The sequence below is a fragment of the Vulcanisaeta souniana JCM 11219 genome, assembly GCF_026000775.1.
Lineage (GTDB): Archaea > Thermoproteota > Thermoprotei > Thermoproteales > Thermocladiaceae > Vulcanisaeta > Vulcanisaeta souniana.
Genome location: NZ_AP026830.1, coordinates 266,379 through 292,964, shown reverse-complemented (window position 1 = coordinate 292,964; position 26,586 = coordinate 266,379). Strand labels below are relative to the sequence as shown.

Sequence of the window (26,586 nt, the reverse complement as noted above, 5' to 3'; positions counted from 1 at the left end):
GTTAAAAATCACCGTAATGCCTCGCAAGCAGACCGTTAGGATCGTTGAGAGAAAGAAGGAGATCCTGGAGTTATTGATTAAGGAGGGTGAATTACCCACTAACGAGATCGTTAAGAAAACGAACCTAAGCCACAGCCAAGTCTTCTATGCGCTCAAGCTTCTACAAAGAGATGGATTGATCAGGGAGATCAAGAGAGGCAAGGTCGCTTATTGGAAGGCCTCTGATAACGCCCAAGAGGCACTGAAGACACTTGAGCAAGAGATTAAGGAGGAGTTCATGGAAGGAGAGGGACCTACGGAGGAAGCTTAGGCTTTTAAGCACAGAAACCAGGATAAAGCCTAAGTGATGATGCAGGGCAGCCACTGAATTAGGGTTAAATTTGATGAGACTGTCTCACTCTGATTGAACAAGTGAGGTTTAATCCCAAGGAAAGCGTTAATAAGTGGGTTTTATGCCAAAAAGCCTGAGTCTATGGAAAATACTGTAAGCCGGGCATCACTGGGCATTGACTACAAGCTACTCCGCAGGATCCCATACCTAATTCTCTTGGTTAAGTACGGAATCAACGATAGGGACTACACAGCAATAAACCTAACGAGGCTTGCTAATGACATAGGGACGACACCTCAGAACGTATTCAAAATCATAAATAGGCTCACTGACGAAGGATTAATAGTTAAGGCGTCTGTTAATGGGCAATTAACCATTAAGTTTACACAGAGGGCTTCGGAGGCTCTTCGATTCGTTATAGACACGATTAGGCAATACCTTGATGAGAGACTGGTGATTAGGCTCGTGGGCAATGTCATCTCTGGGTTAGGTGAAGGTAGTTTCTACATGAGCCTTGATGGTTATGTTAAACAATTCATTGAAAAGCTTGGGTTTAAACCGTACCCAGGAACCCTAAATATCAAGTTGAAACCTGAATACGCTAAATACAAATTATACCTAGATGTACTGCCCGGAATATACATAGAGGGCTTCAGCAACGGCGTGAGAACTTACGGTGGTGTTAAGTGCTTCAAAGCCTCTATACACGGCCTGCCAGGCGCCGTGTTGGTAATCGAGAGGACACACCATGGCTTTGACACGATCGAGGTAATATCACCCTATAGATTAAGGGATGAATTGAGTCTCAAAGATGGCGATGAGGTTGAAGTCCTCGTTAACCTGTGAACTACTTACCGTGGCAACTCGACATTAATGTTATATACGCAAGGTCCTCAAGTACCTCCGCCCTATTGAATGCCTCGTATGGCGTTACGCCCACCGTAACCAATCCATGATTCCTAAGGATGACTGCAGTTACGTTCTTCCTCGATAAAGCCCTACTCACGGCCTCGGCCAATTCATTACTTCCAGGCCTTAGGAAGGGCACATCGATGACCTCACCAACGTATGAAATCGCCTCACTAAGTGACATATCTATCTTCAGCCCAGCCCTCGTTAGTGCCAATATGTTTGGTGGGTGCGTGTGAAGCACGAACCTTACATCATCCCTAACTCTGTAAATAGCCACGTGCATCCTCCACTCACTACTGGGTTTTCCTCCAGACACCACGGTTCCATCAAGCCTAATCTTAACAATGTTCTGCGGCTTTATAATGACCTTAGGCGTTGACGTTGGCGTTATCAAAACCTCGTCACCGCTCAACCTGGCACTTGCATTGCCGCCAAGTAGGTCAACTAACCTCCTCGTGTATGCCAATCTAAAGATCTCAGCAATTAACTCCCTCAATGATTGCTCATTCATACTAGGCAAAATACATTAACGGGTGCATAAAAACATAACCAGATTCTAAATATAGCAAAAACGTATAAACACATAAACCCAAGTTGGGAAGCTGATGGGTTATATCGATGCTCACACGCATATCGTATTTAGGGAGACAATAACCGAGGAACTGATGAATTTCGCGATGAGAGAATGGGGTGCGCCTCGTGAAGCAATTTTAATGAGTGTGAAGGACGTTGCCAAGGCTCTTGACGAGACAAACATTGACTATGTGTGTGTCATGGCATTCCCAGCGAGAAAGCTGGGTACTGTAAAGGAGGACTACGCAATAAGGGTGATTGATGCTGTTAAGGACTACGCGGATAGATTTGCCGTGATAGGTGGCGTGGAGGCTAATGAACTATCCATCGAGGAGACCAGGTACTGGCTTGAGAGACAGTACGAGGCCGGCATAAGTGCGATTAAGGTGCATCCACCGCACATGTGGCTCAAGCCAAACGCGTATAGGCCGGAGGAGGGTGGTTTAAGGCAGCTTGAGCTTGTTTATCAATTTGCAGAGGACCACGGACTACCGGTGTATATACACACTGGAACAAGCGCCTTCTCAAGGGCTAGGAATAAGTATGGTGACCCAATATTCGTGGATGACGTTGCGGTGGACTTCCCAAGGCTGACAATAATAATGTCCCACGTGGGCAGGCCCAACTGGGTACCCACGGCGTTCCAATTAATCAGGATAAGGCCGAACATAATTGCCGACCTCTCAAGCATACCACCGAGAAGGGTCCTGGAGTACCTGCCAAGGCTTACGGAGATAGGCGACAAGGCAATTTACGGCAGTGACTACCCAGGCCCTGGGGTTCACGACATAAAGGCAAACCTAAGGGAATTCCTAAACATACCAATACCGAGGGAGGTCATGAAGAAGATCGTGGACGACAACCCAAGGAAGGTCTTAAAGCCATTATCGAGAAATAGGTAAAAACCAAGTCGATCAATGCCGCGAAGCCTCGGCCAAGCCACTGTTCAATCCTGCTCGGCTCACCTTTTATGAACAACTAAGGTAAAAAAATCCGTAAGTAAGTACTGAGTTGATGTCTATGCCCAGGTGGGTCCGTAACCCACGCCTAATAGCCCTAGTGATGCTCTCGATGGCGGCCTTATCCATAACCATCATAGCCCTAGCCCAAGCCCAAGTATCAACTCAACCAAGGCTCTTCATGACGCTCGCAGGGCAGGCCTACGAAATAAACTACTACAACGTAACCATGCTCCCGGCACCCACGGTAGTAGTCCACGGCTACGTGAACGGGACTCCAGCCCCATTCACCGTAAGCCTATTCGCAATAACACCAAGGAGGATATACACGGTGGGTTACTACTACGGAGTAGGCACAGTGAGCATAAACTTGACCGGCGCAATAATGAGCGAGGTAGCCACTATCTGGCTAGGCGAGTACGGTAATAACGTCATGCCGTCACTAATGGCCTTCATAACCTACGGAAGTAATAACGAGACCTGGACCGTGATAGCGGCAATACCCTACAACCCAAGCTGGATAATCGAGAAAAAGCCTATAGAAATATCGATAAATGCGGAATTCAACAAAGTAAGGCCAGTCCACGCGATACCCCTCAAAGGCACCGCTGTGAAGGTAAGTACGCAGAGCACCCAGGCGGGTCAGGTCAATGGTAGTAATGACCCATTTGGATTCACGTACGTAGGCAGTTGCTCATCAAGCAGTAACATTGCGTATCCACCAATACCGTCAAGTACCGAGACTGTTACTTACTATTGGGTCCTCGAGCAATGTAGTGAGTTTGAGGGTGGCATACCCTTAATGTTCGTTGGTTGGGGTTCTGATTTATGGAACATCAACGCAAAAATAATAATTGGCAATATTGGCGGGACTGCGCAGAAGGGTTCGGGACTCTTTGGCGTGCTTAATGAGAGTGGTATAAACGTCCCTAACGGGCTTGTGCTTGTGGGCCCAACATACACATTTAGTAATACGTACACTATTCTCATGTCCAACGGCATTGTCGCCGTGCAGATTGGATATGGCTCTTTAAATGAAGGGGTAAGCTCAGGCATTATTTACTACACCATGCCGGGCAGCGGGTTTTTCTACATTGGCTTGCCCTCCTACGTCGCTTACGTGGCCTTCCAGGAATATGAAGCTACCTCATTTTACTCTGAGCCAACGGGCTTCTGGGCTAATGGTACGGAAACCCTGGCGCCGCTGCCCACGGACTTCTCCGGCTCATACCTCTACGTCTACCCATACCTGGACGTTGGCAATGGCTCAATGACAGGCTCCTTCCTAGGCATAATCTATGTGGCGAGAAATTACGGAAAAATACTCATCAACCTTGACGATGCATACTCAACAGTAAGCTCATACTGCGGGCCAGCACCACCGCTTACAGGGTATTCAGGTAATCAATACTACATAGGATACTCGTTGTCATCAATAACAAGTGCTTATAGCCCAAACATAATTGGCTGGACATTTATGATAGGCGGTTTATTTGCCTTGGCAGCACCTGAAATAGCGGAAGCCATGGATTTAAGTCAAACACTTTTAACATTTATAAATGCCCTTAGCATAGGGGTTTCCTCAGCCTTAACCATAGCCGGCGCATTTGTGAATACGGCACTCGTGAACCAGTACAACTTTGGCCTAACCGCCACTGTGTACGTCTACTTACCCTCACAGTATACGCCATTATACGTCACATTTATTGGAAGCCCAAAGGTAACGAGTACAAGCGGTTCGCAGTCCCTTTACCCAATAGGTATTATCGTAAATTCCACGAATTATTACAACATGGGAGGATTAATCGGTGGATTACAATGTAATAAATGAAAGTACAAAAGTACGTAACCTCATATAACGCGAGTCTAAAATCAAATTACCATAATTCTTGACATTGACTCATAAGGCAAAGATTAAAAAGGGAGCACGGAATTATTGATCTTGCGGGGGTGCCCGAGCCAGGTCAAAGGGGGCGGACTCAAGATCCGCTGGCGAAGGCCTGCGTGGGTTCAAATCCCACCCCCCGCACCAGTAATTGAAAAGCCCACGAATCGCATCGTTTTCATTTCAATTGGTAAATATTTATGCGGTGATGATTTAATATCGCGAGATTTAATATTGAATAAGTACTCGATTATGTAAAAATTAATGGTTATTTTTTAGGTTCAATTAGAAATGCACTAAATATTAATGAAATTATGCCTAGTATCATTATGAATATTATTGGTATGAACCAGGGATCATAAATAAGATAATACATCTTTAGCACCCTGCCTAACGTAATTGAGTAATAATATAAATCGCTCATTACTATAATTATGGTGAATGCTCCGACCTGTGATGCTAGCCATAATAAGCTAGCTGCTACACCCGCTGATTCACCACCTACTGTCTCGAGGGATAATTGAAGACCAACAGGTGCTAATGATAATAATAGAAAACCAATCCCTATTGAAATAACCAAGTAAATAATATATATGGTTCTCAATGAAAACAGGGCAAATAAGAAAATTAATAATGATAGATTAATTAGTATTATTCCCTTCCTCATATGATACTTATCGGAAATGAATGGTATTACCACCATTCCAATTATACCGCTTATGAGCATTGACATTCCAGCAAGGTCTCCATAGAGCGTTGCTATACCTCTAGAATATAGTATTGATTCAATCCATTGAGCCAGGGCGCTAAATACACCAACTCCTATTAAGAATAGTATCATTAATATTATGATGTTTCGTTGCCTAATAATAGTCCTTATTTGAAGGCTGAAGTTTTGCTGCGAGATAATCTCACGAGCTCTTCCCTTAACTGGTGACTCGCGCGCCGTAGTGATAAAGAAAAGTAAGGATATAGTAACTATTAACGAGAATGTAATTATGTTTAGAATTAAGTCGTGAAATGAAGGTTTAGGAACCATGATGGGCGTTATTACTAATGCTAATACCATACCGATTATTTGCCCCATTGTGCCAATACCATTTGCTAATGTTTGTTCATTTTCAGGAAACCAATTATTAGCAAGCTTAGTTATGCCATTATATATAAAGGGTTGACTTGTACCGGCTAGGCTTTGAAATAGAAGTAATAGTATAGAAATTAGTACTGGCAAGTAGCCTCAACCAGGAGAATAACGCGAGTAATGCACCACCTATCGATACCGCAAGCTTAAACCCATATTTATCAACTATGAAGCCTGCAGGTATTGAAAGAGGAATGAATATTAATGGCCATATGGCGGCCATTAATCCTATCATTGTTAAGTTCGTATGAAATAAAGATACCATTTGCGGCACAGCAATACCTGCAAAATTTAGCCATATAATCTGAGACGACATAGCAATAAGAGTATAACCAGAGAGCACGACCCATCTCCAGCGGTTTTCATATATCATATTCATATAAAAATAACAATATTTACTTAATTCTTTTAAATACTTATTATAAATAAAATATTTATATAACATGTATATCAGTAATTTTAAGAATTCTATTTCACTAACTCTTTTATAAACTTAAATAAATATATCTCGTAGTATAAATTCAATATCGTGATATATTTATAATAAAATAGGGGAGGTTATTGCGTTCGTTTAAAAAGAGAAATTATTGCAATCATGTGTAATATTACAAGGGAAAAATATCTGTTCTCGAAATTATTGATTTAAATAAAGTATTATATTTTATATATTTATGATATTTTTAAATAAATTAATAGATTTCAGAGTAATGGCATTATCTGATATATCTAATCTTATGGCTGGGTTAGGAAAATTATTCAAGCCCTATAAGAGGGCTTTTCCTGAATTTAGGTCGTTACCATCCAAAGGAGTTAGTAGGGATGAATTACTTTCCATTTTGAGAAAAATGGCATCTGAGGAAGATAAATCATGGAAAAACGGTAAAGTATCGGGTGCTGTCTATAATGGGAGCGATGATTTAGTGTCTTTATATGAGGAGGTCTTTTCAATATATCCACTTGCCAATCCATTGCATCCTGATGTTTGGCCAAGCTTAGTTAAGTTGGAGAGTGAGGTTGTGGCCATGTGCGCTAATATGCTTCATGGAGACGGCAATGTGAGAGGTTCAATAACTGTGGGCGGTACTGAAAGCATTTTATTAGCAATGAAGACCTATAGGGATTACTATAGGCATAAGAAGGGTATCATAGAGCCCGAAATAATTATTCCTAAATCTGCGCATGCAGCCTTCCTTAAGGCTGCCGAGTACTTTAACATAAGGGTGAAGATCGTAGATCTTGATGATAAATTTAGGGTTGATGTGGAGAAGGTTAAGAACGCTATTACGAAAAACACAATAGCAATCATGGGTTCTGCGCCGAATTTTCCCTAGGGAACTATAGACCCCATTAAGGAGTTGGCTGAGGTAGCTATGGATCATGGGATCAGTATGCATGTTGATGCTGCATTGGGAGGATTCATATTACCATTTGCGCGCAAATTGGGTTATGATATACCGCAATTCGACTTTGCCGTAGAGGGAGTGACTTCGATTAACTTAGATACTCATAAATACGGATATGCTCCTAAAGGTTCCTCGGTAATACTTTATAGGGACCCAGAGCTATTTAGTTATCAGGTATATACCGTTGGTGACTGGACTGGGGGTATTTACTTCACACCAACAACACTGGGTAGTAAGCCTGGCTTTACCATAGCCGCCACATGGGCTGCAATGCTCTATCTCGGTGAGGAGGGTTATATGAAAATAACAAAGGAGATACTTGAGACCGGTAAATACATAGTTAATGAGACTAGGAAAATAAGTGAATTGAAGATACTTGGTGACCCACTGTGGATAATTGCCATATCCTCAGATTCCATAAATCCATACGTTATAATGGATTACATGGCACAGAGGAATTGGCACTTAATAGGTTTAATAAATCCACCAGGATTTCATATAGCACTCACGTATAGGCACACTTTACCAGGTGTTAAAGAGAGCTTCATAAATGATTTACGCGAATCAATAAAGGACGCCATAGAGAAGGGCCAACCTACAACTGGCATGGCGCCCATCTATGGAGCAACAGCGTTTCTGCCTAAGGATCAGCTAGACCTTATTTTAAAGTACGTAATTGATTGGCTGTATAATCCGTGGGAATAACTATGGCTTCATTAAGTGAATACTATATTGGTATTGACCTCGGTACATCTTCATGTAAAGTTGCTTTATTTAGTAGGGATGGAACATTAATAGCATCATCCACTAGGTATTATCCATTAATTCTTGGTAAGGATGGAAAGGTAGAACAAGACCCATTAGCATGGTGGGGTGCTGTTAAGGATTCCCTAAGGGATATTGTTACTAATATGAAAATTGATGTTAATAAAATAATGGCTATTGGTGTTACTGGACAGTGGTCGGATACAATACCAATTGATAAGGATGGAAATCCATTGTATAATGCCATCATATGGATGGATACAAGGGGTAAGGACGAAATAAAGAAATTGATTGGGAACTTTCCATCAATATCTGGATACCGTATAGATAAACTATGGATGTGGATACACGTAACTGGCGGAGCACCGACAAGGTCGGGTAAGGATTCCATAGCCCATATTCTCTACATAAAAAATAACATGCCTGACATATTCAATAAGACGCATAAGTTTCTTGACGCAATTCATTTCATAGTAATGAAATTAACAGGTAAGATTGCCGCATCCTGGGATACATCAGTCTTATTGTGGATTACTGATAATAGGAACCCAAATAATGTGGTTTATTATGAACCGTTGTTAAGACTTGTTGGTATACCCAGAGATAAATTGCCTGATCTAGTTTCACCAACTACTATTGTTGGTTCAATAGACCCCAAAGTGGCTGAGGAAATAGGATTGCCGAGTCACATTAGGGTGATTGCTGGTTGTGGTGATCTACCATGCTCACCAATAGGTGTCGGCGCTGTTGATTATTACGAAACGCACCTATACATTGGAACATCGTCATGGATAACAACGCACGTACCATTTAAGAAAACAGATATATTCCATAATATTGCATCGCTACCCTCGGCACTCCCTGGTAAATACTATGTACCAGTTGAACAGGAAAATGCGGGGAGCTGCCTTGATTACACCATGAAAACTCTCTCCATTAAGGATTACGACGAGATCGATAGGCTTTGTTTAGAATCGGTAGAGGGGTCAAATGGATTGCTATTCTTACCCTGGTTACTTGGAGAAAGAGCACCTGTTGAAGATCCATACCTTAGAGGTGGATTTTTCAATCTAGGTATATATAATTCAAGGAGCGATATTGTGAGGGCTGTTATGGAAGGCGTAGCGTTAAATATTAAGTGGGCGTTTCAGTCTTATTTAAGGTTCATAAATCATAATGTTGATTACGTAATAATGGGCGGCGGAGGCGCCCAATCAAAAATATGGCCGCAAATAATAGCTGATATATTGAATATTAAGGTGATTACTGTAAAGAATCCAAGGCATATAACAGCAAAGGGAGCAGCTATGTTAGCGGCCTATGGCTTAGGCGCAGTTAATCTTAATGATATAAAGAGCACAAGAAAAAATGAACAGGTATATGAGCCAATCAGAGATCTAAGAAAGCTATATGACGAAAAATATTTAGTATTCATGAAATATTATAAAAATAATAAGGAATTAATGAAATCAATCAATAAATTATAATTCTAAGGATTATAATTCAACAGTATCATCTCTTGAACCGCAATGTAACCAAGCCTTTTGTAGACCCTAATTGCTGGTGTGTTATCTTCATCAACGTGAAGCATCGCCACGGCACTACTATTAATTACATCCTTAGTTATTGCAGAGACTACTGCCTTTGCGAATCCTCTATTCCTGTAATTAGGGATTGTGAATACATCACCCACAACCCAAACCTCCGGTAGCTTCAAGTACGTACCTGCAATGGCCACTAATTCACTATTCATGAATAATCCATAATAATGCCAATGAGGCGATGATAACCTAATTAACGCCTCAGCCTTACTTATCCGCGTTCCCTGTATACTCTTTACCCTAAGGAATTCCCTAATGTCATTAATCGATAATCTGCGAATAACAACACCATCATTAATAATGAACTCTCTAAAGGAATTACTCCAACAAATCATTGTTAAGTCTCTGGATAATGATATCGTGCCTTTACTGGATAGCTTATTGATTAAATGATTCACGTGCTTAGGCTCGGTTTCTGCATGAATCATTAGGTGGTTGCTTAGTGGAATTTCATTAAAGGCATTGAGGGGTGCATTACCGATTATGTGAATTGCCGTGTATCGTAATCCCCTGAATATTAATAGGTAGCCAACTATGTCGTTATTAGTCACGTTTAGGTAAGCCTCCGTGAACTCTGGGTAGTAAACAATGTCGTAGTACAGGTAGACATACCTGACAGGATCCATTAAATAAGCCCTCCTGACCAGGCTAAGGATGTTCCTATTCAGTTCCCTAAATACATCAATAATCATTACACCAGGCAGGGAATAATCATTACCTGGATTTATTAATCAATCTCCCAACAATTGGGCAATAAGGATCAGGTGAATTTACGGAGCCGAAGGCTGTAAATGCCCGGGCAGGGCAACCAGCATTGCATAGGTCAGCCATTGGGCAGGTACTGCATGGCTTTATACTCACATAGTTCCTATTCCTAAACGATCTAAAACCGTTCCTCCAGATGACCTTAAGATCATCCCTAAGCGCATTGCCCTCGTAGAACTCCTTATTCATGGCCAGTTCACACCCATAGATACTACCGTCTGAATCTATTACGAATCTGCTTCTGCCCGCGGGGCATGTCGAGTAATTAATGATCCTAAGGGCATTAAGTTTCTCCTTGGACCTCTTATACGCATTGTATAGATCACTGAGACTAAACCTAAAGCCATTCAGGACAAGCTTAACCCTGGTCTTAATGCGCATTAGGTCATTAATTACCATCCTTGCCAACTCATTACTAAGCGATAGGCCGTTTTCACGGGCCCTACCAAACTCTTGAACGCGTATGAAGGTGAGCACTGGGACGCCTAACCTTTCCGTTAACCTAACCATGTCGACTACATAATAGGCATTACCAGGTATTACGGTGTATGATAGCGACACGGCAATACCAACCTCCCTAAGCATATCGACGGCCCTAACGGCCTTATTAAAACTACCAAAACCCCTAATCACATCATTAACTGCAGGGTTCGGACCATCAAGGCTCACCTGAACTTGATCAAGTCCAGCCCTCTTAAGTTGAAGCGCATTCTCCCTATTAACCAATGTACCATTAGTGCTCATTGATACGTAGAAACCGAGGTCCTTCGCATGACTTATTATTTTCAATAAACCCCTTCTGATTAATAGCATTGGTTCACCACCCAATAGGTAGACATACTTAGCTCCAAGATCCCTTAATTTATCAAGTATTAGTAACCAATCATCGGTACCTAATTCATTACTTAATGGCTTACCCGCTAATAAGTAGCAGTGTCTACATTCCAGGTTGCATGCGTGGGTTAGGTAAATAGTTACGTCATTGATGGAGCTCATGCTTAGGTATGGAAGTTCGTTATTGTCCTCGACACTACCTTGCAGAGCCAGTATGTGGCTAAGTGGGGATGCTGGGCATTCATCCAGGAAGAACTCCAGTTGATTAATCACTTAATCGCCTAATTCCTACTTATGTACTCCAATTTAAATTGCAGACTTTAGAGGGAAAGAAAAATCAGGTGATCCGCTGTTCCTCATCGATCAGCGATTCTTGATTTTCATCAATCAATAGCTCTTAATCATAATTGAAGTAATAAAGCTATTACTGCTCCTTCCTCTTGGTATTGTCTTGCTGCTTCTCCTCAACCTTACCCTCTGCTTTCGTTTTCTTCCACATTGATGGATACGTGCCTTTTTTCATAATTACTCTGGTAGTCTTAATTGCAATACCTCGCTGGGCATTCATTATTTCATCGCTTGTCATTTCCGCATAGCCTAGAGCCACTAGTTCATTCTTTAAAGTCATGATTGCCGTTAATGATTTCCTCTTTATATTATTCGTTAACTTAACAATGCCAGGAACAGCCAATGCGGCTCCATGACAAATCGCATCGACTGCAGAATCCCTGACCCAGACCTTGGGTAAATGTCCGACCATGTACTCAACAGATTTTACATAAGTTCTCAGGAGATCCTCAATGCCATAATCCCTATAGAGCGTGTATGCATCCTTAAGATCCTGCAACGTAATTGCCTCCTTCTCAGTGAAGCAACCAACCCTAATTCTCCTGAGCTCCCTCATGTTGGCGCCAACTCCAAGAACCTCACCAATATCATAAGCAAGCTTCCTTGCGTACGTCCCCGACTCCACATTCATCCTTATTAATGCATACTTACCATCCCTCTCGAGAAGCTCAAGCTCATAAACATGCTTAACCCTTAACTGCCTCTTAACCGCACTCCTCAATGGCGGTCTCTGGTATATGGCGCCCGTGAACTCTCTAAGGACAGCTCTTAACTTGCCATCATCTACATCACCGTGAAGCTTCATAACCATTATGTACTCCTTATCCAGGTTATTAATCGCAGGCATTGCCTTCGTTGATTCTCCAAGCGCTATCGGCAACACGCCGGAAACTCTTGGATCAAGCGTACCAGAGTGGCCTGCCCTATCGAGATTAAGCATCTTCTTGATCCATGCAGCGACCTCATGACTTGTTGGGCCCCTTGGCTTATCAATAACCACAAAGCCATACCTAAGGTGCAGATCCGTGGACCTCTTTTCTGGAGGTATGCCCCACTCAGGGTTCGTCTGTTCATTAGCGATCCTAACGAGAACCTCAGGCTCGTTACAGTAACTTGGTAACGACACGTCTAATCATTATTGCAGGTTCTATGAAATTATAAAAGCCTATCTCCGCATTACGATGAATTAACTTTTATTTTACCCTTCATTATTATCCGTAGGTGCCCAACATAAAGACACTAATCATAGTAATCCTAGCACTGGCACTAGCGATAGTACTCGTGTATTTAGTGCATTCCCTTTATATCATTAAGAACGAAGTCGTGGCAGGTAATGCCTATGTTAATTCAACTAAATACGATGAATTACTAAATAATTATACGAACCTTCTTGTTAAGTATACGACAGTGCTTCAGGAGTTGAATGAGTGTATGGCCAATGAGGGCTCGATACAATACCAGGACTCATTAAACCATAGGGAGATTATTACGAGTAACCTAGTTTTAAACGCCACATTATCAATAATGAACTGCAACAGCTATTCGCTTCAATCAACTAGGGAACTCTATTTTGAAACAAAGGAACCTGGTTATCTAGAGATAACGTATAGGTTATCAAATCCCCAGGTAATCTCAGGCTCGGTCTCGTACTACGTATACATAATGGCTCAGGCAATGCCATCAATCCCAATGACTGCCGTGTACACCTACGAGAGCTCAACATATGCCTATGAAGCTGGTCAATACGGACAACTAATTGTCCCACTTCTGCCGAACTCAACATATACACTCACCCTCGGGTTTACATGCTATGCCACTGAGTACTACCCGCCAACTAATGCTGGTACCATGGTTAATGGTGAAATACCGGAGAGTGCCGTTGTTAATGTGACCTACGTATGGTAAAGGCGCTAAGTTACGTGGTTATATTCCAGTGCAGGGATGGTAATGTGATCACCAGGGGTAGGAAGTTCACAATAGGTAATGGGCTTTATGCTTACGTTGGTTCCTGTGGCAATGCATGCGCCGCACGCATAATTAGGCACCTCAGTAAGGTTGTTAATAGGTTCTGGCATGTTGATTATCTACATGACATATGCAATGAGATTGCCGTTATGGTGTTACCCTTCAGAGAAGAGGATGTGGCTAAGGCATTACTAGGTAAATTTCTCGGTGTTTCAAATTTCGGAAATAGTGATAAGAGAGAAGATATAACGCATTTGTTTAGAGTTGGTTCGAGTAGTGAGAGCACAATAAGGGTCCTCTACGTACTAAGTAAAGCAATTGATGAAAAACTGTCCAGTAAAAGTTATTGGACGAAATAAAGAGGGTGGGCTTATAAGCCCCGTTTTAGGTTTATACCTTAAATGATGTCTGCTGGTGTGTCTGAGTTGACTATGATGACGGCTCGTGTTTCTGATCCTCATTATTATTACCATCCTCATCACCTTCAATTGAATGGTTTGTCAATAAATCCTCTAGGCTCTTTATTCTCAATTTCTCCCTTATTAACGCATTAATGCTGCTCCTTAACTCATCAAGGTCTGCCTTGCTTACGTACGAGAGAGCATTGACAACCTCCTCACCGTACATGCTGAATATTGCGTACTTCATGAGGAGCTCCTGCTCCTTCTCCTTCCTCGTTATGTAAAGCCTGAGCTTCCTTGCAACCTCCCTAACCGCGTTCCTCACTTCATTCTCTATCTCAGGTACCTCGGCGATTGCCTCCTTACCAGCGCTTGCGTATGGTATCTTCGTTGAGCATATATGGACTACGATGGCCAGTGGCGCTGGAAACTTAACCCTGTACTGGGTCCAGTCTATCTCATCAACTATCTTCCTAACTATGTCATTACCCTCATCGTAGATCAGCGGCACCTTATTGGCGAACCTGTAAATGGTGGGTTTATCACTTGGTTCGATGGCGCCTCCCCAGGCAAGGGCAGCCTCAACAATGAAGGGATTACCCATGTATGAACTAGGCTTCCTGGTTACCGTAAACACCACCTCTGGCCTCAATACAAATCTCACCCCCTCTGCCAATATGTCCTCGCCTATTGGCGATAACCAATCAGCCCTCGGTCTCTTCCATTCATTGAACTCCCTCATCTTGGTAACGAAATTGATCAATTCATCATTCATGAGCTTACCTACTGGCATGTCTGGCTGTAGCCCAACAAAATCAAGGAACTTCTTTGCGATTATCTCGCCTACACCGTCAAAATTCTCAATGAGGAATTCGAAGATTGGTACATTCGGATCCCTCTGTATTAACTGCTTTATTAATTCAACATCGACGCTCTTGGGATGGGGCAAGCCCTCCTTGGGTGGGTCAGGCATCTTCGTTGTTACCCTGGGTATTTTAATGACATCATCCTCGTCGGGCCCCCTGAGGATGAACTCCGCGTATGGCGCCACCATGGCTGTCCTCCTAAGGTACTCCTCAACCCTCCGCTTGGCCTTAATCCAATCGCCCTCAAGGACCACCTTTATTGCCGTGCCATGCCATCCATGCTTATTCTCGATAGTCCTCTGTGAAACTATCACCGGTTCGTTCTTCGTTATGTCTATCATCAATTGATACTCATAAATAGCATCACTCTTTAATGGAGCGCTCCTAACTAGTATTGGCGTATTAGTGGTTGACTGGGCATATAGAACCACCATCTTGGCGCCAAGTCCAAAGATACCCCTGTGCTGCTTAATCCTATACTTACTGCTGTAGAATACCCTGCCGAATACATTCGGTATTTCATTACCGGGTATCCCAATGCCATTATCCTCAGCGTAAATACTGATCCAACTTTTGGATTGATTAGCATAATCAATGTAGATCTTTATGCTTGGCGGGATCTTGAATGTCTCGGTGGCGTCGAGGCTGTTCTCAACGAGTTCCCTAATCGTCTGATAAATAGCCCTAGTTGGGTTGCTGAATCCCGCTATCTCTCGATTACGCCTAAAGAACTCAGCCGGCGATAATGCCTCAAACTTAACAATATCGCTAGTTCCCATGATTCTAGAACCTAGGAGACGGAAGCCAATTTAAACTTTATGCATTTTATAATATGCAAAAGTTATCAATAACCAACAACGCCCATAATAACGCAAGTCCTCACTGTCCCATTAAGCCATTCAAATGATAAAAGAATTAATGCAACCAAGGCCCTTGCTTTAAGTTTGATGAATTAATTCATCATACCCTATACTATTATTGCCTTGAGAACTTGCTTAATATCCTTTAAATTCTCGAGATTCTTCATGAGACTTATCACGGTGTTCACTTGGTTTAGTGTTAGTAGGCCGTCGGTCAACCTCCTAAATTTATCCTCAACCTCCTCATCGCTCATCGCATTCTTGGGATGACCTCTGGGGTGATCCACGCGGACCGTTAATTCTCTACCGTCCTTGAACTTCACGGTTATCCTATTGGGTATTGCCGATGGGTATAGCTTGTCGAGCTCTGGATCCACATTAACCTTCATCTTTCTCATTAATGAGAGTACCCTGGGGTCACGTATATTCTCGGGCCTGTAATGTTGCAGTTCCACAGTTCCGTGAAGCAGCGCTACCGCCGTAACCCACATTAGGCTATGGTCCGCGGTCTCCTTAGTCTTCGGATCCCACTTCTCGGGATCCTTAACTATTATGTCATAGGCGGCCTTAAAGGTGTCTATGGTTATTGACTCTACATCGTCAGGCTCAATGGCCTTACCGTACTCCTGCCTAATCATCTTAGCCGCATCAACTGCTGACTGTGCGTGGTACTCCACTGGGTGTGGCTTTATGTAGGTGTCGAGGATCCTCTTGGGGCTTGGCATGGAATTCAAATCTAGGATCAACTTATCATTGAACTCTCCAGCCAATAACTGCCTTATGAAACCCATCTCGCCTTTCAACGGCGCATCTGGCCCTGTGAAGCCCTCCCTGGCCAGTAAAACCGCGAATACGGCATTCCTGGAGGAGTTAGCCGTTGCAGCGGCCTTCCAGTGGCTTAGTTCACCAACCCTGGACTGCCTCATGGCTGCGTGGGGTACCGTGGCGATCGATAAGGCATTCAAGGCCTCATCATCATTAAGCCCCATTAATTTTGCGAGCCCTGCCGTGACGGCAATGCCTATGTAGTTAACGTGGTCCCAGCCATGAAGCCTAAGACTACCTGCATCACAAAGCCTAACGCCTATCTCATACGAAGCGGCTATTGCCGTTATTAAGTCCTTACCACTTAATCCCCTGTACTCGGCAGCCGCGAGCAATGCCGGTATCATGTCACTTGGATGGAGGGGCTCCCTGCCCAGGTACGTATCGTTATAATCAAGGTACCTAACCATGAGAGCGTTGGTAAATACCGCCCACTCAATCGATGACGTATCGAGCGTACCCCATAGCGTGGCCTCCACGTTTGACCGGTGACCCTTGGCAACACTTCTGGCTATCTTAACGGGCTCAGCGGCAAATGCCGCTAGGGCAACACCAAAGCCGTCGAGTACCCTACGCTTAACTTCATTAATGACCTGTTGATCGAGGTCCTCAAACTTAACATTGAGGGCGTAATGAATTATGGCCTCACCAAGGGAATCCCTGACCATATTAACTAATGGAGCGGCGCCTTGATTTTAATGCATAACCTCAGTGAACAATAACAAACTACTTATTAACCATGGCTACAGCACCATTGATACATGGGAAAAAGGGCCATATTGCTATTATCTGGAGGCGTTGACTCAGCCGTGGCGCTATATCTACTTAGGTCTCGGGGTTATGACGTGACCGCCCTATCAATAAATTACCCAGGCAGAGGAGAACGTGAGAGGGAGTCGGCGAGGGAACTCGCCAGGTTAACAAATACGAAATTGATTGAGGTTGACCTACCATTCATGAGGGAGGTTGATGAACTATGGAATAGTGATGATGAAAGACCGAGCCATCTAAGAAGTGCTCACCCAAGTACGATACCCGCTAGGAACGCAATAATATATGCCGTCGCCGCGTACTACGCAGAGATACTTGGAATAGATACAATAGTGGCCGGCCATAACGCCGACGACACGAAGTACTTCCCAGACACATCGAGGAAATTCAGGAGGTTAATCTCGAGAGCGTTAACAATAGGTACCTACATAGGCAGGGCTAGGGGGCTCAGGGTAATAGCGCCACTTTCAAGGTTAAGCAAGACCGATGTCGTTAGGCTAGGCCTTAAATTGGGCGTGCCCTTTGAGTACACGTGGTCCTGCCATAATAATTACGATGTACCATGCGGCCAATGCAGTGGGTGCCTAGCCAGGAAGAGGGCATTTAATGAATTGGGTATTAAGGATCCACTCGAAGAGGCAATAAGTAATGGGAGTGATTGGTGGTTATTAAGGAAGAAATCGACGATCAAGCCCTAGACCTAATGTACGCTCTCAAAGCCTCAATCAACCTCTCAACCTCCTCAACAGTGTTATAACCATGCGGTGACACCCTGATGATACCAGGCCTCGGAGAGACCACAATACCATTCCTACCGAGGAATTCAGCAAGTCCGTAGGGATCTGAGTACTCGAAGGTCAATATCGCCGCGTGGCTATCAAGCGGCGTCGTTACCTTCAGCCCTAAATCCCCTAATGAATCCGCCAGGTGCATAATTAACCTGCTAGTATGCTCCTCAAACCTATGAGGCACCTCGTACTTAAGCAGTAACTTCATGGATGCCAAAGTCCCTTCGAACGCGATTACCGGCCACGTACCCCACTCAAGCCTCGCGGCGTCCCTGGCAGGTATGTACGTGCTTACGTCTATCGGTTTCTCAAACAATTTCTCACCCCTCAACCTCCTACTCACTTGGTTATCATCAATCCCCATCCAACCCGATAACGAAGGCTTAAGCCTACTCAATAACTCGTCACTAACGTAGACAAAACCGGCGCCATGCGGGCCAAGCAACCACTTATATGAACCCGTAATTAAAGCATCAACACCATCCTTAGTTACATCAATTGGCAAAACACCGACTGCATGAAACGCATCACTTATTAACACCGCACCCCTCGCATGCGCAATCTCAGCAATCCCCCTAACCCTCTCCCTATACCCCGTTATCCAAGAAACATAATCAACAAATACAACAACAGTATTATCATCAATGAGCCTCTCATACTCCTCCAGAGGCACGTACCCATTAACGGACCTCGCGATCCTAACCTCCTTAATTAAGCCGCGGGACCTAAGAGCGTGGAATGAGAAGACACCCGTTGGGAAGTTGAGCGAGCTAATGACCACGTTACTACCAGGCCTAAACTCCATGGCAGATAATAATGCATTTAACCCATACGCGGCACTCGGCACAGCAGCAATGCTTCGCCATGATGGGGCATTAATAAATTGCCTAAAAACTTTTTTGCCTCGATAATATGATCAAGGGCCAATTCCCACGGCTCACCCTCCTCCTGCCATAGATTAACGAAATTCATAATAGCCTCAGCGGCGAATAGAAATAATGAGGATGAAGATGATCAGGGACACGAGCCATCATCAAGTCTCAGGCGCACTCTCTGAAGGTACCCAACAATTCATTAAGCCAAATAAAGTAAGTTAAGGGAATAAGGAAATTGTTTTAGGCCCGTGGGCCCTGGGCGGGGCAGTTTAGTTTCTTCATTGCCTTAGCTACCCTCCAAGCCCTTCTTTTATTCCCCTCGCTTATTGCCTCCTCGTGCATCCTCCTAAGTATCTTGCAGACCTCGGCGACCAGCCCTGGGTGCATCTTTATTTCGTCATTGATTATGGAGACCACGAACCCATCCTTTAACTCCCTAAGCATGGCGTTGTAGCCAGCACTCCTTAGTCTCTCCTGGATTACCAATGCGTCTTCGCGATACTTACGTGTAATCTTCAACGCAACACAGCCTCTGCCGACCATTTGTACGCTCATCCTTATGCCATCAATGACCTCGATTGATGATCTACCCAACGGCTTAATCCTCAAGCTTGCCAGCGTCAATAATCGCCTAAGCTTCTCTGCATCGGGCAGTTGGCTCAAGTCCTCGACCAAAGCCCTAATCAATGGGTCGCCAAGCCACCTCTGAGCCAGCGCGACGGCCCTCGAGGAGTAAATACCGATTACCTTCACTTTCAAGCGCTTATTATCGTGCTCCTTGAAGCCAAGGCTCACCATCCTCTCGACAATGCCCCTCCACAGCCCATACTTCGAATTGCCGATTGTGAGCCTAATGCTCTCCCTCTCCTTCTCTGTATCAACACTGCCATCGCCTAGGACTGCGGAGAGCAGGAAGGTTATGAATGCATTGTCATCGAGCCTAAGCACCTCCTCAGCGACCTCAGCCTTACTCCCGAAGACACCTCTATGGTCAATAGCCGTCAATTGCCACGTAATCTTTACATCACCATCATTAATACCTAAGCTACTTATGAACACGTAGTTCCTCCCGGGCCATGTTAACGGCCAGATAATGGCCTGCCAAAGTTGGTTAGTATCCATTTGCGGGTAGCCCTTATCGATTGTGGCGTCGGTCATGAGCAGCCCATACTGCATCGGCCTTAACAAATCATCGCTGAATAGCTTTGGCGTAATCACGTGCACACCATCAAGCCCGGTCAGCGTTATACTCACTGTTATGCTTCCCGACTTAGCAACTCTCTCGACCTTAACCGCCAGGTGGTCAGTGTATAGGAGTACTGTGAATGGCTTATCAATGTTGAGTGGTTCACCGCGTATTACTACCGTCGCCTCACCACTCCTCAGCTTCCCAAGCAACTCCCCGAGTTCTTCCCGATAGGTGCTGAGCCACTCCTCCCTTGCTCGCCTAGCCAACTCGAGCATTTTCTTGCCTGCTTCACGCATTGCCTTCCTCAAATTAGCGATGCCCTCGTCATTACTATCCTTGATTCTCCCCTCAATTGTTGAAAGCCAGTTGCTTAGCGCATCAACGGCGTAGTCAAACGGCGTGCTCGAATCACTCAGCAGCACGGCTTTGTGCCTCTCAACCCTACTTAGGAACTCGTCGACTAGCCTCATTGCCTCATCAACAACCCTCGGGTCGTTTACTGGCTCGCCACACACCAGCCTTTTACCTGACTTGACACCCCGGCAAATCCTTGGCCCGGAGCCCACGGGCTGGCTTCCACTCCCTACCTCAATTTGCACTTCTCCCCCCGCTCACGGAGTACTGGATTTCCTAGTGCCTTAAAAATACGTTAGCCTACGGCACACACCGGCGTTGGGGCTATGCATGACGTGGGTGAACCAGACTCTCCAGGGCGTGCCAATAAGCGGGTCTATGGTCAGGAACTGGCTGGAGGCAGTGAGGAGGAGGGTTGGGCTTAGGTACGCGCTCATGCTGGACTCCTCACTCAGGGAATACGCCAGTGAATTCGGAATAGCCCCTTCGCGGTGGCTATAGTCACTGAGTTCAGGGCATCGACTAGGTAGTCTATGATCAATGCATTGGCGTAGGTGATTAAAGCCAGCGCACTGGGCCTAAGGCACTCAGTGGCTTTGGCCATAATGCAGATTGCCATCATTGCAATCACGCCGATCATCAAAGCCGCGAGCATGGTGAGTGAGTTGACCTCGTAAATGACCAAGCCGCTTAGGCTATGAATCACGATTGAGTAGGCAAATGAGGCTATTGAGGCTATGATTACTGAGGAGGTCATCGTCAGCTTCAAAGCCCTAATTAACCCACCCACTGAGTCGAGGCTCAGAGCGAGTACGGCTAAGACAACGGCGTCGATGATTATTGGCACTGGGTTAATCCCAACACAACCAACATGAATTATAAACGGTGAACCCAAACCGAGGCTACCCATGAACATTGGGTTTGCGATCAAGCTAGACTGAAGCCAAATAACGAGGAAGTAAAGGGATAGGAAAAGCAGAGCACCGACGAAGCCGGCAATTAAAAACCTGGCGAGGCCCATCAAACAAAACAACAAAAACACCAACTTAAAATTAGAGGACACAAAACAACAACCGCAAAGATAATGCCCAAGGCACTAATCAAGGAATTAAGGAGGTGCGTTGGGCTTGTTAAATCTATGCACCGCCTAAAGCTGCTGCTCGGCATTACTGCATATACAGCAGCAGTACCAAGGAGTGGGTTTCAGCGGCACTACGACCTAGTGGTCACGGGTGACGTGGACCTAGCCACCCATGAATTACTGAGGAACAACTACCAATCATCGAGGGTCTCACCCACAATGGCACACATTGACTATAGATTAATCAATAAGTTAGAGATGTTAGGTCTGTACCGAGTATTTTCATTAATGGTGAGTTGGTGTTTGCTGGGATAGTTGATTTCAAGAGACTCAAGGCATTGTTGGATGGTGAGTATTTGGGTAATAGGTTTGAGGGCGACTTAAAGGAGCTTGAGGAGAGGTTTTTCAGGGGCGTCCTCGATAGTGTTGCAACGGCTTTATGGCTATACGTCAATGAGGACTGTGATACCTTTCTCCGTGTTATTTCTATTCTACCCCTAAGCTCCTCTAACCAACCCATTGATTAAGTAAGTATTACTGGAATTAATTTTTATCGCATTTGCTAAGTAACTCCATCACAACCTCTATAATTGCCTTCATGACTGATACCCTCGTCGGTTCATCAACCTTAACGCAGGTGCCAAACTCCATACATAACTCATTCAAGTACTGAAGCACTGTACTAAACTCCTCATTTGGGTTCACTAACCAATTAACTAGGTGGTAAATGGCCCTAACGGCCTCCTCCTTATCCATCAATAAAAACACTCACTAAATAATTAATAAGGTAATAAACTCAGGTTCCGTGAATTTCAGGGTTACGGTATACTAGGTATTGAGCTGATGGGCATGCCTTGGAACAAAACAGGCAGTTTATGCATTTACTCTCATCAACAATGAATGATGGGCCAGAACCAACGCGCCTCAGGGCCTTTGTTGGGCACCAGTTAATGCATAGATTGCACTCACCGCATATTGATGCCCTAGCCACAAAGCCTGCAATATGAATCCTCAACTCCTTACTGGCCGAGGAAATAAGCACCTTGTTACCCTGCCCAACCCTGACCTCAGCCTCTCCAAACTTTCCCCTCACAATGTATGATCCGTCAGTGCCCTCCACTGAACCGAGCATCTTTAAGAACTCCGTGAAGGTGCTCGTGTTGATGGGTTTATCAACATCAATAATCAACGACTCACCATCACCACTAAGCCTAACTGGGTACTTAACCCTGAGGCTTACCTTAACCCGACTACGGATATCGCCTGGTAAGCCCCTCCTCCAGCGCCAGAGACCGTAATCAATGAATTCCCTCGGCAATTCCCGACTATGTGAGAATTCTGTGAGGACCTCGTGAAGTCTCGTGTAAATCCCAGGATATCTCTCACGTACAATCTCAAACTCACCCAACTCATTTGCCGGACATATGACGCAGCCAAGCCTATCAAAGCCATACTCATAGGCCTTGTTATAGGGCAGGTTTCTCAGCAGTATGTAGCCCCAGACCTCCAGTGCCGTCCAGTCCTGTATTGGGGCAACAACGATATCCTTAGTAACCCACTTACTAACCGAAACCCTGGGCAACCTAGCCCTTTGAAACGACTCAAAGGCCCTCTGGCCAACGACACTGATGAAACCCATTGGAAACTTGCGTAGCATCTCATCAGTTATTGGGCCGAGCTTTATCACCTTACAGCACCAGCGGTAATCCCTGGCCGGTGGCCCGAACTCCCTAATAGCCCTCCAGTACTTATCCCCTGCTGAGGCTATGATTAACTCAGCATTATAGGACTTTGCAACCTCCTTAACATTGTCATAGGACTCCAGTGGTTCAAGGCCTGTGTCGTTAAATAATAAATGGAATTTAACGCCTACCCTTGCCGTTAAGTCAAGGGCTACCAAGGAGTCCTTACCGCCTGAGTATGAAACCACGACAGGCCTCTTATACTCATCGAAGACCTTCCTCAGGAATTCCACGGCCTTCCCCGCCTTATGCTCTATATACTCCCTATTCAACTCAATGAAGTCCTTTAATGTGCTAGGTTTAGGGCTTGGTAATGGTCCCTTCGCCATCCAGCTCTTAATTATCCTGAGCCTGCTGCCCCTCATTGTCTTAGCAATACCGTGGTATTTACCATCCTTTGCGGACACTGCGACGTGCACATACCTCTCGCCGGGTAGGTTTCCCCTGATGATTAACTCCTTATGAACATCGAATCTCTCAGGAAGTCTATCCAACTTTATTATGGCCCAGTAACCAAGGCCCCGATTAATCATCTCAGTAATGCCCTCGTGCAATGGCCTGAACCTCCACATTCTCCTCTCTACGTCGTAAAACCTATGACCAACCACCCTACCCCTCACAATTACCTCATCAGCTTGGTCCGCATAACCAGGTATTTTATTAAGGAGAACGACCTCATCATTAGGTATTAGTAATTTGGCTAACTCCTCACTCCCAAACTCATTAATCACCGCCCTCCTTGTAACATCGATATCAACGGGGAAGGCAGGCCTAACATCGCCGGGCTTGGTAACCCTAACAATACTCATTGATGAACAGTGCCTAGCCCCTAAGTCCTTACTAAGCACTGGCACGTTTAAGTCATCGCACCAATAAATCACTGAGGGCATTTTGCCACGGGTTTAAGAATGAGGAAGATAAATTTAATTCTTTTGACGAAGCCGAGGACACTCACTTCATATTCCTCATTAACTTCTGCCGCGCGCCCTCATCAAGAAGCTGCAAAACCCTGCCCACAATTGCCTGATCCCTACTCTGTAGGTTCTTATCCAGGCTGGAGACTGCCCTACTCCTTAATGCCAGCCCTGCCTTAACGACTTCGTCTGGATATGACGCTAGGATTCTCATTGTGGTCTTGCACCAATTAATGTACTCATCATCGGTAGCCTTCTTGGCGAGGGTCTCAATGACTCCGCGAAGCGCCTGGAATGCCTGGTCCTCCTTAAGTGTGAATAGCATTTGGAGTATCGATCTTATCTGTTGCTCACGCTGGTTCTCGGGTAATCGGGCTATCTGTATTGGGTCTACTTGTGAACTCATTAATGCCTTTTTAATGTGGTGTTAAAATAAATGAATCCCGGCACACCAGTAAAAATAACAAAATCCCAAATTAATCCAGGTTTTACGGAGGTAACAGGAGACGCAGTGGGTTACCAACATCCCTTAGGAAGTCACGTAGTTCACGCCTAACATTCTCATCGCGCAGTATCTCGATTATTAAGGCCTTAAGTGATGACCTGAACTCCCTGTCGTTTATGACTGAAAGTACTGACGCTATAACTATCTTCCTTAGGTTTGGGTCATTAACGAGATCCGCCAGCACCACCTGTATCAATGGTTTGATTGACGTTAGTATCCCGGTCACGAGCATTTCCTGGTTAATAACCTGCCCTGCTTGCACCGGCTGCTTATCATTACTCATTAACATACTCATTAAATCAATGGGTTAAAAACCTATGTATCACCCTAAGCAAAAATGCGAGGTAACGTCGATACCGTGCTTAATTAAATAATCACTAATAAGCTGTAGAGGTACATGGTGATTACAAAGAGTGCTATGAGCATTGAGGGTATGACGTAAGTGTAAAGTGGTTTCCAGGTAATCCTCCTCCTTATTAACGCAAGACCAATGCCACTGGCTATATGCAGTATGAAGAAGAGCGATAGCGGTGCAATTAATAATATGTGCAATTGAAGGGATAGCCCCCTCGTCAAGGCGCCAAACGTTAAGGAGTACACTATGGACGAAGTCGTGGGCCCAGCACCAAACCCCGTAATTGCCTCGGCAATGGACAGCGCAAGTAATATCCATGCAGTCCTCCTTTGAAAACTCGGTGAGTAGATTGAGTCGGAAATATCGATACCAAGGGCTGGGTAAACCGCCATCACAATACCAGGTACTGCAATGAACCATGACTTAAAATACATCGCTAAGACCATCGTTAGAACACCAGGGTATATCAAGGTGGTCTTATTAATGCGTAAATCACCAAAACGCAGAGACTGCATTGTTAATCACCGTTCTTCCTAGCAACGTCTGGGTAACCCCTCGACTCCCAATAACCCAGGTAATTCTCGTTACTCACCGTGATCTTAACCAGCCATTTCACATACTTATAACCCCACCACCTAGGTACGACCAATCTTACAGGATAACCGTGGGTCCTTAATAGTGGTTGTCCATCAGCCATGAATGCGATCAGTGTGTCATCCTCCATTGCCTTCCACAACGGTAAATCACTTGTGTACCCATCAGCCCCATAGAGTATTACCTTAGTTGCACCTGATTGGATACCTGCAAGATTCAACACGTACTTCAACGGCACGCCAGTCCACTCAACTACTGCCCTTAGGAAGTACGGATCTGAAACGCACTGTATTGTGTCTAGGATCGTTTTAGTAGGCATACTCGTTAACTCAGGGTAGGTCAGGCTCAATGGATTATTCACGAGCCCATCAATTACCAGCGTATAACTGCCGACATTTACCTGAGGTGTGGGCCCTATTTGTACGATATACCAGTCATCCAGTGGCGTTAGACTTACGTTAGTAACATTACTGGTACTACCCGTGTTATTTACGGCATTGCCTACAGAAACTGAACTGACGTTTACCTGCTGCGTCCTGTTTGTGGGGAAGGTCTTAATGGCTGATATGTGTGATGTGGTTGGTACGGTTATGTTGACCGCGGACCCATTAGTGATTAATTGATTTGCACTGGATTCATTAATTACGGAAGAAGTTGCAGAATTATTGGCGAAAGCGCCTTCAATGTCTTGACCATCATTGGTTATCGTATTGGGTAACATGCTTGCGAGCATGGCGGCAGCACCAGCGGTTAGCAACATGGTTAGGAACCTCCTCCTACCACTGATGCCCGCATTCCTTGGCCTCCTACCCTCGGCATTATCCGACATTGATGAGTGCGCAATTGGGCCGTTAAATAATGCTTATTCAGAATCCCTTACAAACTTATTACTAATCCCCGTACACCCTAATTCATCCTTAATTCTTAATTTTGTAACAACCCTAATGCCTATTACTAATTTATGAACTATAACCTCAATTATTT

Annotated in this window: 29 protein-coding genes and 1 tRNA gene; 13 read left to right on the top strand and 17 right to left on the bottom strand. The window is 44.6% G+C overall.

Annotated features, from left to right (window positions below):
- The first annotated feature begins 16 nt into the window (after window positions 1–16).
- Both Vsou_RS01525 and Vsou_RS01520 read left to right on the top strand, forming a co-directional pair.
- The gene (locus tag Vsou_RS01525) at window positions 17–310 is read left to right on the top strand and encodes a winged helix-turn-helix transcriptional regulator (protein ID WP_054844527.1); all 294 of its coding nucleotides are present in this window, start codon (window positions 17–19) and stop codon (window positions 308–310) included.
- 162 nt (window positions 311–472) lie between these two features.
- Window positions 473–1,177 (top strand): DUF120 domain-containing protein, encoded by a 705-nt coding sequence (locus tag Vsou_RS01520; RefSeq protein ID WP_054844526.1) that lies wholly within the window; start codon window positions 473–475, stop codon window positions 1,175–1,177.
- 1 nt (window position 1,178) lies between these two features.
- Here Vsou_RS01520 and Vsou_RS01515 read toward each other — a convergent pair whose 3' ends face one another.
- Window positions 1,179–1,754, bottom strand: a complete 576-nt coding sequence (locus Vsou_RS01515) for a class II aldolase/adducin family protein (protein ID WP_054844525.1) — start codon at window positions 1,752–1,754, stop codon at window positions 1,179–1,181.
- Window positions 1,755–1,848: 94 nt separating this feature from the next.
- Between Vsou_RS01515 and Vsou_RS01510 the strand changes: the two genes are divergently transcribed.
- From Vsou_RS01510 to Vsou_RS01500, 3 genes are all read left to right on the top strand, one after another.
- Entirely contained in the window at window positions 1,849–2,718 is an 870-nt protein-coding gene (locus Vsou_RS01510) for an amidohydrolase family protein (RefSeq protein ID WP_188604183.1), read from the top strand.
- Window positions 2,719–2,830: 112 nt separating this feature from the next.
- Entirely contained in the window at window positions 2,831–4,606 is a 1,776-nt protein-coding gene (locus tag Vsou_RS01505) for a hypothetical protein (RefSeq protein WP_188604182.1), read from the top strand.
- Between the two features lie 113 nt (window positions 4,607–4,719).
- A tRNA-Leu gene (locus Vsou_RS01500) sits at window positions 4,720–4,807 on the top strand.
- A gap of 121 nt (window positions 4,808–4,928) precedes the next feature.
- On the opposite strand, the gene Vsou_RS01495 is transcribed toward Vsou_RS01500, so the two are convergent.
- Window positions 4,929–5,891 carry an MFS transporter gene (locus Vsou_RS01495; protein WP_188604181.1) on the bottom strand — a complete coding sequence of 321 codons (963 nt, stop codon included), beginning with the start codon at window positions 5,889–5,891 and terminating at the stop codon, window positions 4,929–4,931.
- Window positions 5,892–6,472: 581 nt separating this feature from the next.
- Between Vsou_RS01495 and Vsou_RS13265 the strand changes: the two genes are divergently transcribed.
- Genes Vsou_RS13265 through Vsou_RS01485 form a run of 3 tightly spaced genes read left to right on the top strand, consistent with a single transcriptional unit; the run spans window position 6,473 to window position 9,456 of the window.
- Window positions 6,473–7,132 (top strand): DegT/DnrJ/EryC1/StrS family aminotransferase, encoded by a 660-nt coding sequence (locus Vsou_RS13265; protein WP_054844520.1) that lies wholly within the window; start codon window positions 6,473–6,475, stop codon window positions 7,130–7,132.
- Between the two features lie 6 nt (window positions 7,133–7,138).
- On the top strand, window positions 7,139–7,909 hold the full coding sequence (locus Vsou_RS13260) for a pyridoxal-dependent decarboxylase (RefSeq protein ID WP_308419835.1): 771 nt from the start codon (window positions 7,139–7,141) through the stop codon (window positions 7,907–7,909).
- A complete protein-coding gene (locus tag Vsou_RS01485; RefSeq protein WP_188604179.1) occupies window positions 7,900–9,456 on the top strand; it encodes a xylulokinase in 1,557 nt (518 codons plus the stop codon). Before Vsou_RS13260 ends, Vsou_RS01485 begins: the two co-directional genes overlap by 10 nt.
- A 2-nt stretch (window positions 9,457–9,458) precedes the next feature.
- Here the strand turns inward: Vsou_RS01485 and Vsou_RS01480 are convergent, their stop codons facing one another.
- The 3 genes from Vsou_RS01480 to Vsou_RS01470 form a co-directional block, all read right to left on the bottom strand.
- Window positions 9,459–10,262, bottom strand: a complete 804-nt coding sequence (locus tag Vsou_RS01480; RefSeq protein WP_188604178.1) for a GNAT family N-acetyltransferase — start codon at window positions 10,260–10,262, stop codon at window positions 9,459–9,461.
- Window positions 10,263–10,284: 22 nt separating this feature from the next.
- The gene (locus tag Vsou_RS01475; protein WP_188604177.1) at window positions 10,285–11,442 is read right to left on the bottom strand and encodes a radical SAM/SPASM domain-containing protein; all 1,158 of its coding nucleotides are present in this window, start codon (window positions 11,440–11,442) and stop codon (window positions 10,285–10,287) included.
- A 151-nt stretch (window positions 11,443–11,593) separates the two neighbouring features.
- Complete coding sequence (locus Vsou_RS01470; RefSeq protein ID WP_188604176.1) at window positions 11,594–12,643, bottom strand: RNA-guided pseudouridylation complex pseudouridine synthase subunit Cbf5; 1,050 nt, start codon at window positions 12,641–12,643, stop codon at window positions 11,594–11,596.
- 95 nt (window positions 12,644–12,738) lie between these two features.
- On the opposite strand from Vsou_RS01470, the gene Vsou_RS01465 reads away from it, so the two are divergent.
- Together Vsou_RS01465 and Vsou_RS01460 are read left to right on the top strand one after the other, a co-directional pair.
- On the top strand, window positions 12,739–13,422 hold the full coding sequence (locus Vsou_RS01465) for a hypothetical protein (RefSeq protein WP_188604175.1): 684 nt from the start codon (window positions 12,739–12,741) through the stop codon (window positions 13,420–13,422).
- Entirely contained in the window at window positions 13,416–13,841 is a 426-nt protein-coding gene (locus Vsou_RS01460) for a GIY-YIG nuclease family protein (protein WP_188604174.1), read from the top strand. The genes Vsou_RS01465 and Vsou_RS01460 overlap by 7 nt, the downstream gene beginning before the upstream one ends.
- A 70-nt stretch (window positions 13,842–13,911) precedes the next feature.
- On the opposite strand, the gene Vsou_RS01455 is transcribed toward Vsou_RS01460, so the two are convergent.
- Together Vsou_RS01455 and Vsou_RS01450 are read right to left on the bottom strand one after the other, a co-directional pair.
- The gene (locus tag Vsou_RS01455) at window positions 13,912–15,528 is read right to left on the bottom strand and encodes a DNA topoisomerase VI subunit B (protein WP_188604173.1); all 1,617 of its coding nucleotides are present in this window, start codon (window positions 15,526–15,528) and stop codon (window positions 13,912–13,914) included.
- Between the two features lie 188 nt (window positions 15,529–15,716).
- Window positions 15,717–17,102 (bottom strand): MmgE/PrpD family protein, encoded by a 1,386-nt coding sequence (locus tag Vsou_RS01450; protein ID WP_188604172.1) that lies wholly within the window; start codon window positions 17,100–17,102, stop codon window positions 15,717–15,719.
- Window positions 17,103–17,195: 93 nt separating this feature from the next.
- Between Vsou_RS01450 and Vsou_RS01445 the strand changes: the two genes are divergently transcribed.
- Window positions 17,196–17,903: a 7-cyano-7-deazaguanine synthase gene (locus Vsou_RS01445; RefSeq protein ID WP_188604171.1), complete on the top strand. Its 708-nt coding sequence runs from the start codon at window positions 17,196–17,198 to the stop codon at window positions 17,901–17,903.
- Here Vsou_RS01445 and Vsou_RS01440 read toward each other — a convergent pair.
- The 4 genes from Vsou_RS01440 to Vsou_RS01425 form a co-directional block, all read right to left on the bottom strand.
- The gene (locus Vsou_RS01440; RefSeq protein ID WP_229709960.1) at window positions 17,893–18,840 is read right to left on the bottom strand and encodes an aminotransferase class V-fold PLP-dependent enzyme; all 948 of its coding nucleotides are present in this window, start codon (window positions 18,838–18,840) and stop codon (window positions 17,893–17,895) included. The genes Vsou_RS01445 and Vsou_RS01440 overlap by 11 nt on opposite strands.
- A 268-nt stretch (window positions 18,841–19,108) precedes the next feature.
- On the bottom strand, window positions 19,109–20,656 hold the full coding sequence (locus Vsou_RS01435; RefSeq protein ID WP_229709959.1) for a hypothetical protein: 1,548 nt from the start codon (window positions 20,654–20,656) through the stop codon (window positions 19,109–19,111).
- Window positions 20,657–20,695: 39 nt separating this feature from the next.
- Window positions 20,696–20,848, bottom strand: a complete 153-nt coding sequence (locus Vsou_RS01430) for a hypothetical protein (protein WP_188604170.1) — start codon at window positions 20,846–20,848, stop codon at window positions 20,696–20,698.
- A gap of 14 nt (window positions 20,849–20,862) precedes the next feature.
- On the bottom strand, window positions 20,863–21,432 hold the full coding sequence (locus Vsou_RS01425) for a hypothetical protein (RefSeq protein ID WP_054844512.1): 570 nt from the start codon (window positions 21,430–21,432) through the stop codon (window positions 20,863–20,865).
- Window positions 21,433–21,495: 63 nt separating this feature from the next.
- Between Vsou_RS01425 and Vsou_RS01420 the strand changes: the two genes are divergently transcribed.
- Both Vsou_RS01420 and Vsou_RS01415 read left to right on the top strand, forming a co-directional pair.
- Window positions 21,496–21,807 (top strand): hypothetical protein, encoded by a 312-nt coding sequence (locus tag Vsou_RS01420; RefSeq protein ID WP_054844511.1) that lies wholly within the window; start codon window positions 21,496–21,498, stop codon window positions 21,805–21,807.
- A complete protein-coding gene (locus Vsou_RS01415) occupies window positions 21,792–22,019 on the top strand; it encodes a hypothetical protein (protein WP_229709958.1) in 228 nt (75 codons plus the stop codon). Before Vsou_RS01420 ends, Vsou_RS01415 begins: the two co-directional genes overlap by 16 nt.
- A gap of 16 nt (window positions 22,020–22,035) precedes the next feature.
- Here the strand turns inward: Vsou_RS01415 and Vsou_RS01410 are convergent, their stop codons facing one another.
- The 6 genes from Vsou_RS01410 to Vsou_RS01385 all read right to left on the bottom strand — a co-directional run bounded on the left by Vsou_RS01410 (window position 22,036) and on the right by Vsou_RS01385 (window position 26,431).
- Window positions 22,036–22,248 (bottom strand): hypothetical protein, encoded by a 213-nt coding sequence (locus Vsou_RS01410; protein WP_013336978.1) that lies wholly within the window; start codon window positions 22,246–22,248, stop codon window positions 22,036–22,038.
- Between the two features lie 40 nt (window positions 22,249–22,288).
- Window positions 22,289–24,124 (bottom strand): phosphoadenosine phosphosulfate reductase domain-containing protein, encoded by a 1,836-nt coding sequence (locus Vsou_RS01405; RefSeq protein ID WP_188604167.1) that lies wholly within the window; start codon window positions 24,122–24,124, stop codon window positions 22,289–22,291.
- Window positions 24,125–24,185: 61 nt separating this feature from the next.
- Window positions 24,186–24,554: a hypothetical protein gene (locus Vsou_RS01400; RefSeq protein WP_054844509.1), complete on the bottom strand. Its 369-nt coding sequence runs from the start codon at window positions 24,552–24,554 to the stop codon at window positions 24,186–24,188.
- A gap of 82 nt (window positions 24,555–24,636) precedes the next feature.
- Complete coding sequence (locus Vsou_RS01395; RefSeq protein ID WP_229709957.1) at window positions 24,637–24,936, bottom strand: hypothetical protein; 300 nt, start codon at window positions 24,934–24,936, stop codon at window positions 24,637–24,639.
- Between the two features lie 83 nt (window positions 24,937–25,019).
- Window positions 25,020–25,523 (bottom strand): hypothetical protein, encoded by a 504-nt coding sequence (locus tag Vsou_RS01390; protein WP_188604166.1) that lies wholly within the window; start codon window positions 25,521–25,523, stop codon window positions 25,020–25,022.
- 2 nt (window positions 25,524–25,525) lie between these two features.
- Window positions 25,526–26,431 (bottom strand): molybdopterin-dependent oxidoreductase, encoded by a 906-nt coding sequence (locus tag Vsou_RS01385; RefSeq protein ID WP_188604165.1) that lies wholly within the window; start codon window positions 26,429–26,431, stop codon window positions 25,526–25,528.
- Window positions 26,432–26,586: the final 155 nt, after the last annotated feature.

Excerpts from the sequence above, each read along its gene's own strand:
- Vsou_RS01525 (WP_054844527.1), top strand. The coding sequence starts at position 17 with ATGCCTCGCAAGCAGACCGTTAGGATCGTTGAGAGAAAGAAGGAGATC.
- Vsou_RS01520 (WP_054844526.1), top strand. The coding sequence starts at position 473 with ATGGAAAATACTGTAAGCCGGGCATCACTGGGCATTGACTACAAGCTA.
- Vsou_RS01515 (WP_054844525.1), bottom strand. The coding sequence starts at position 1,754 with ATGAATGAGCAATCATTGAGGGAGTTAATTGCTGAGATCTTTAGATTG.
- Vsou_RS01510 (WP_188604183.1), top strand. The coding sequence starts at position 1,849 with ATGGGTTATATCGATGCTCACACGCATATCGTATTTAGGGAGACAATA.
- Vsou_RS01505 (WP_188604182.1), top strand. The coding sequence starts at position 2,831 with ATGTCTATGCCCAGGTGGGTCCGTAACCCACGCCTAATAGCCCTAGTG.
- Vsou_RS13265 (WP_054844520.1), top strand. The coding sequence starts at position 6,473 with ATGATATTTTTAAATAAATTAATAGATTTCAGAGTAATGGCATTATCT.
- Vsou_RS01480 (WP_188604178.1), bottom strand. The coding sequence starts at position 10,262 with ATGATTATTGATGTATTTAGGGAACTGAATAGGAACATCCTTAGCCTG.
- Vsou_RS01460 (WP_188604174.1), top strand. The coding sequence starts at position 13,416 with ATGGTAAAGGCGCTAAGTTACGTGGTTATATTCCAGTGCAGGGATGGT.
- Vsou_RS01455 (WP_188604173.1), bottom strand. The coding sequence starts at position 15,528 with ATGGGAACTAGCGATATTGTTAAGTTTGAGGCATTATCGCCGGCTGAG.
- Vsou_RS01450 (WP_188604172.1), bottom strand. The coding sequence starts at position 17,102 with ATGGTCAGGGATTCCCTTGGTGAGGCCATAATTCATTACGCCCTCAAT.
- Vsou_RS01445 (WP_188604171.1), top strand. The coding sequence starts at position 17,196 with ATGGGAAAAAGGGCCATATTGCTATTATCTGGAGGCGTTGACTCAGCC.
- Vsou_RS01430 (WP_188604170.1), bottom strand. The coding sequence starts at position 20,848 with ATGAGCGCGTACCTAAGCCCAACCCTCCTCCTCACTGCCTCCAGCCAG.
- Vsou_RS01425 (WP_054844512.1), bottom strand. The coding sequence starts at position 21,432 with ATGGGCCTCGCCAGGTTTTTAATTGCCGGCTTCGTCGGTGCTCTGCTT.
- Vsou_RS01420 (WP_054844511.1), top strand. The coding sequence starts at position 21,496 with ATGCCCAAGGCACTAATCAAGGAATTAAGGAGGTGCGTTGGGCTTGTT.
- Vsou_RS01410 (WP_013336978.1), bottom strand. The coding sequence starts at position 22,248 with ATGGATAAGGAGGAGGCCGTTAGGGCCATTTACCACCTAGTTAATTGG.
- Vsou_RS01405 (WP_188604167.1), bottom strand. The coding sequence starts at position 24,124 with ATGCCCTCAGTGATTTATTGGTGCGATGACTTAAACGTGCCAGTGCTT.
- Vsou_RS01400 (WP_054844509.1), bottom strand. The coding sequence starts at position 24,554 with ATGAGTTCACAAGTAGACCCAATACAGATAGCCCGATTACCCGAGAAC.
- Vsou_RS01395 (WP_229709957.1), bottom strand. The coding sequence starts at position 24,936 with ATGAGTAATGATAAGCAGCCGGTGCAAGCAGGGCAGGTTATTAACCAG.
- Vsou_RS01390 (WP_188604166.1), bottom strand. The coding sequence starts at position 25,523 with ATGCAGTCTCTGCGTTTTGGTGATTTACGCATTAATAAGACCACCTTG.
- Vsou_RS01385 (WP_188604165.1), bottom strand. The coding sequence starts at position 26,431 with ATGTCGGATAATGCCGAGGGTAGGAGGCCAAGGAATGCGGGCATCAGT.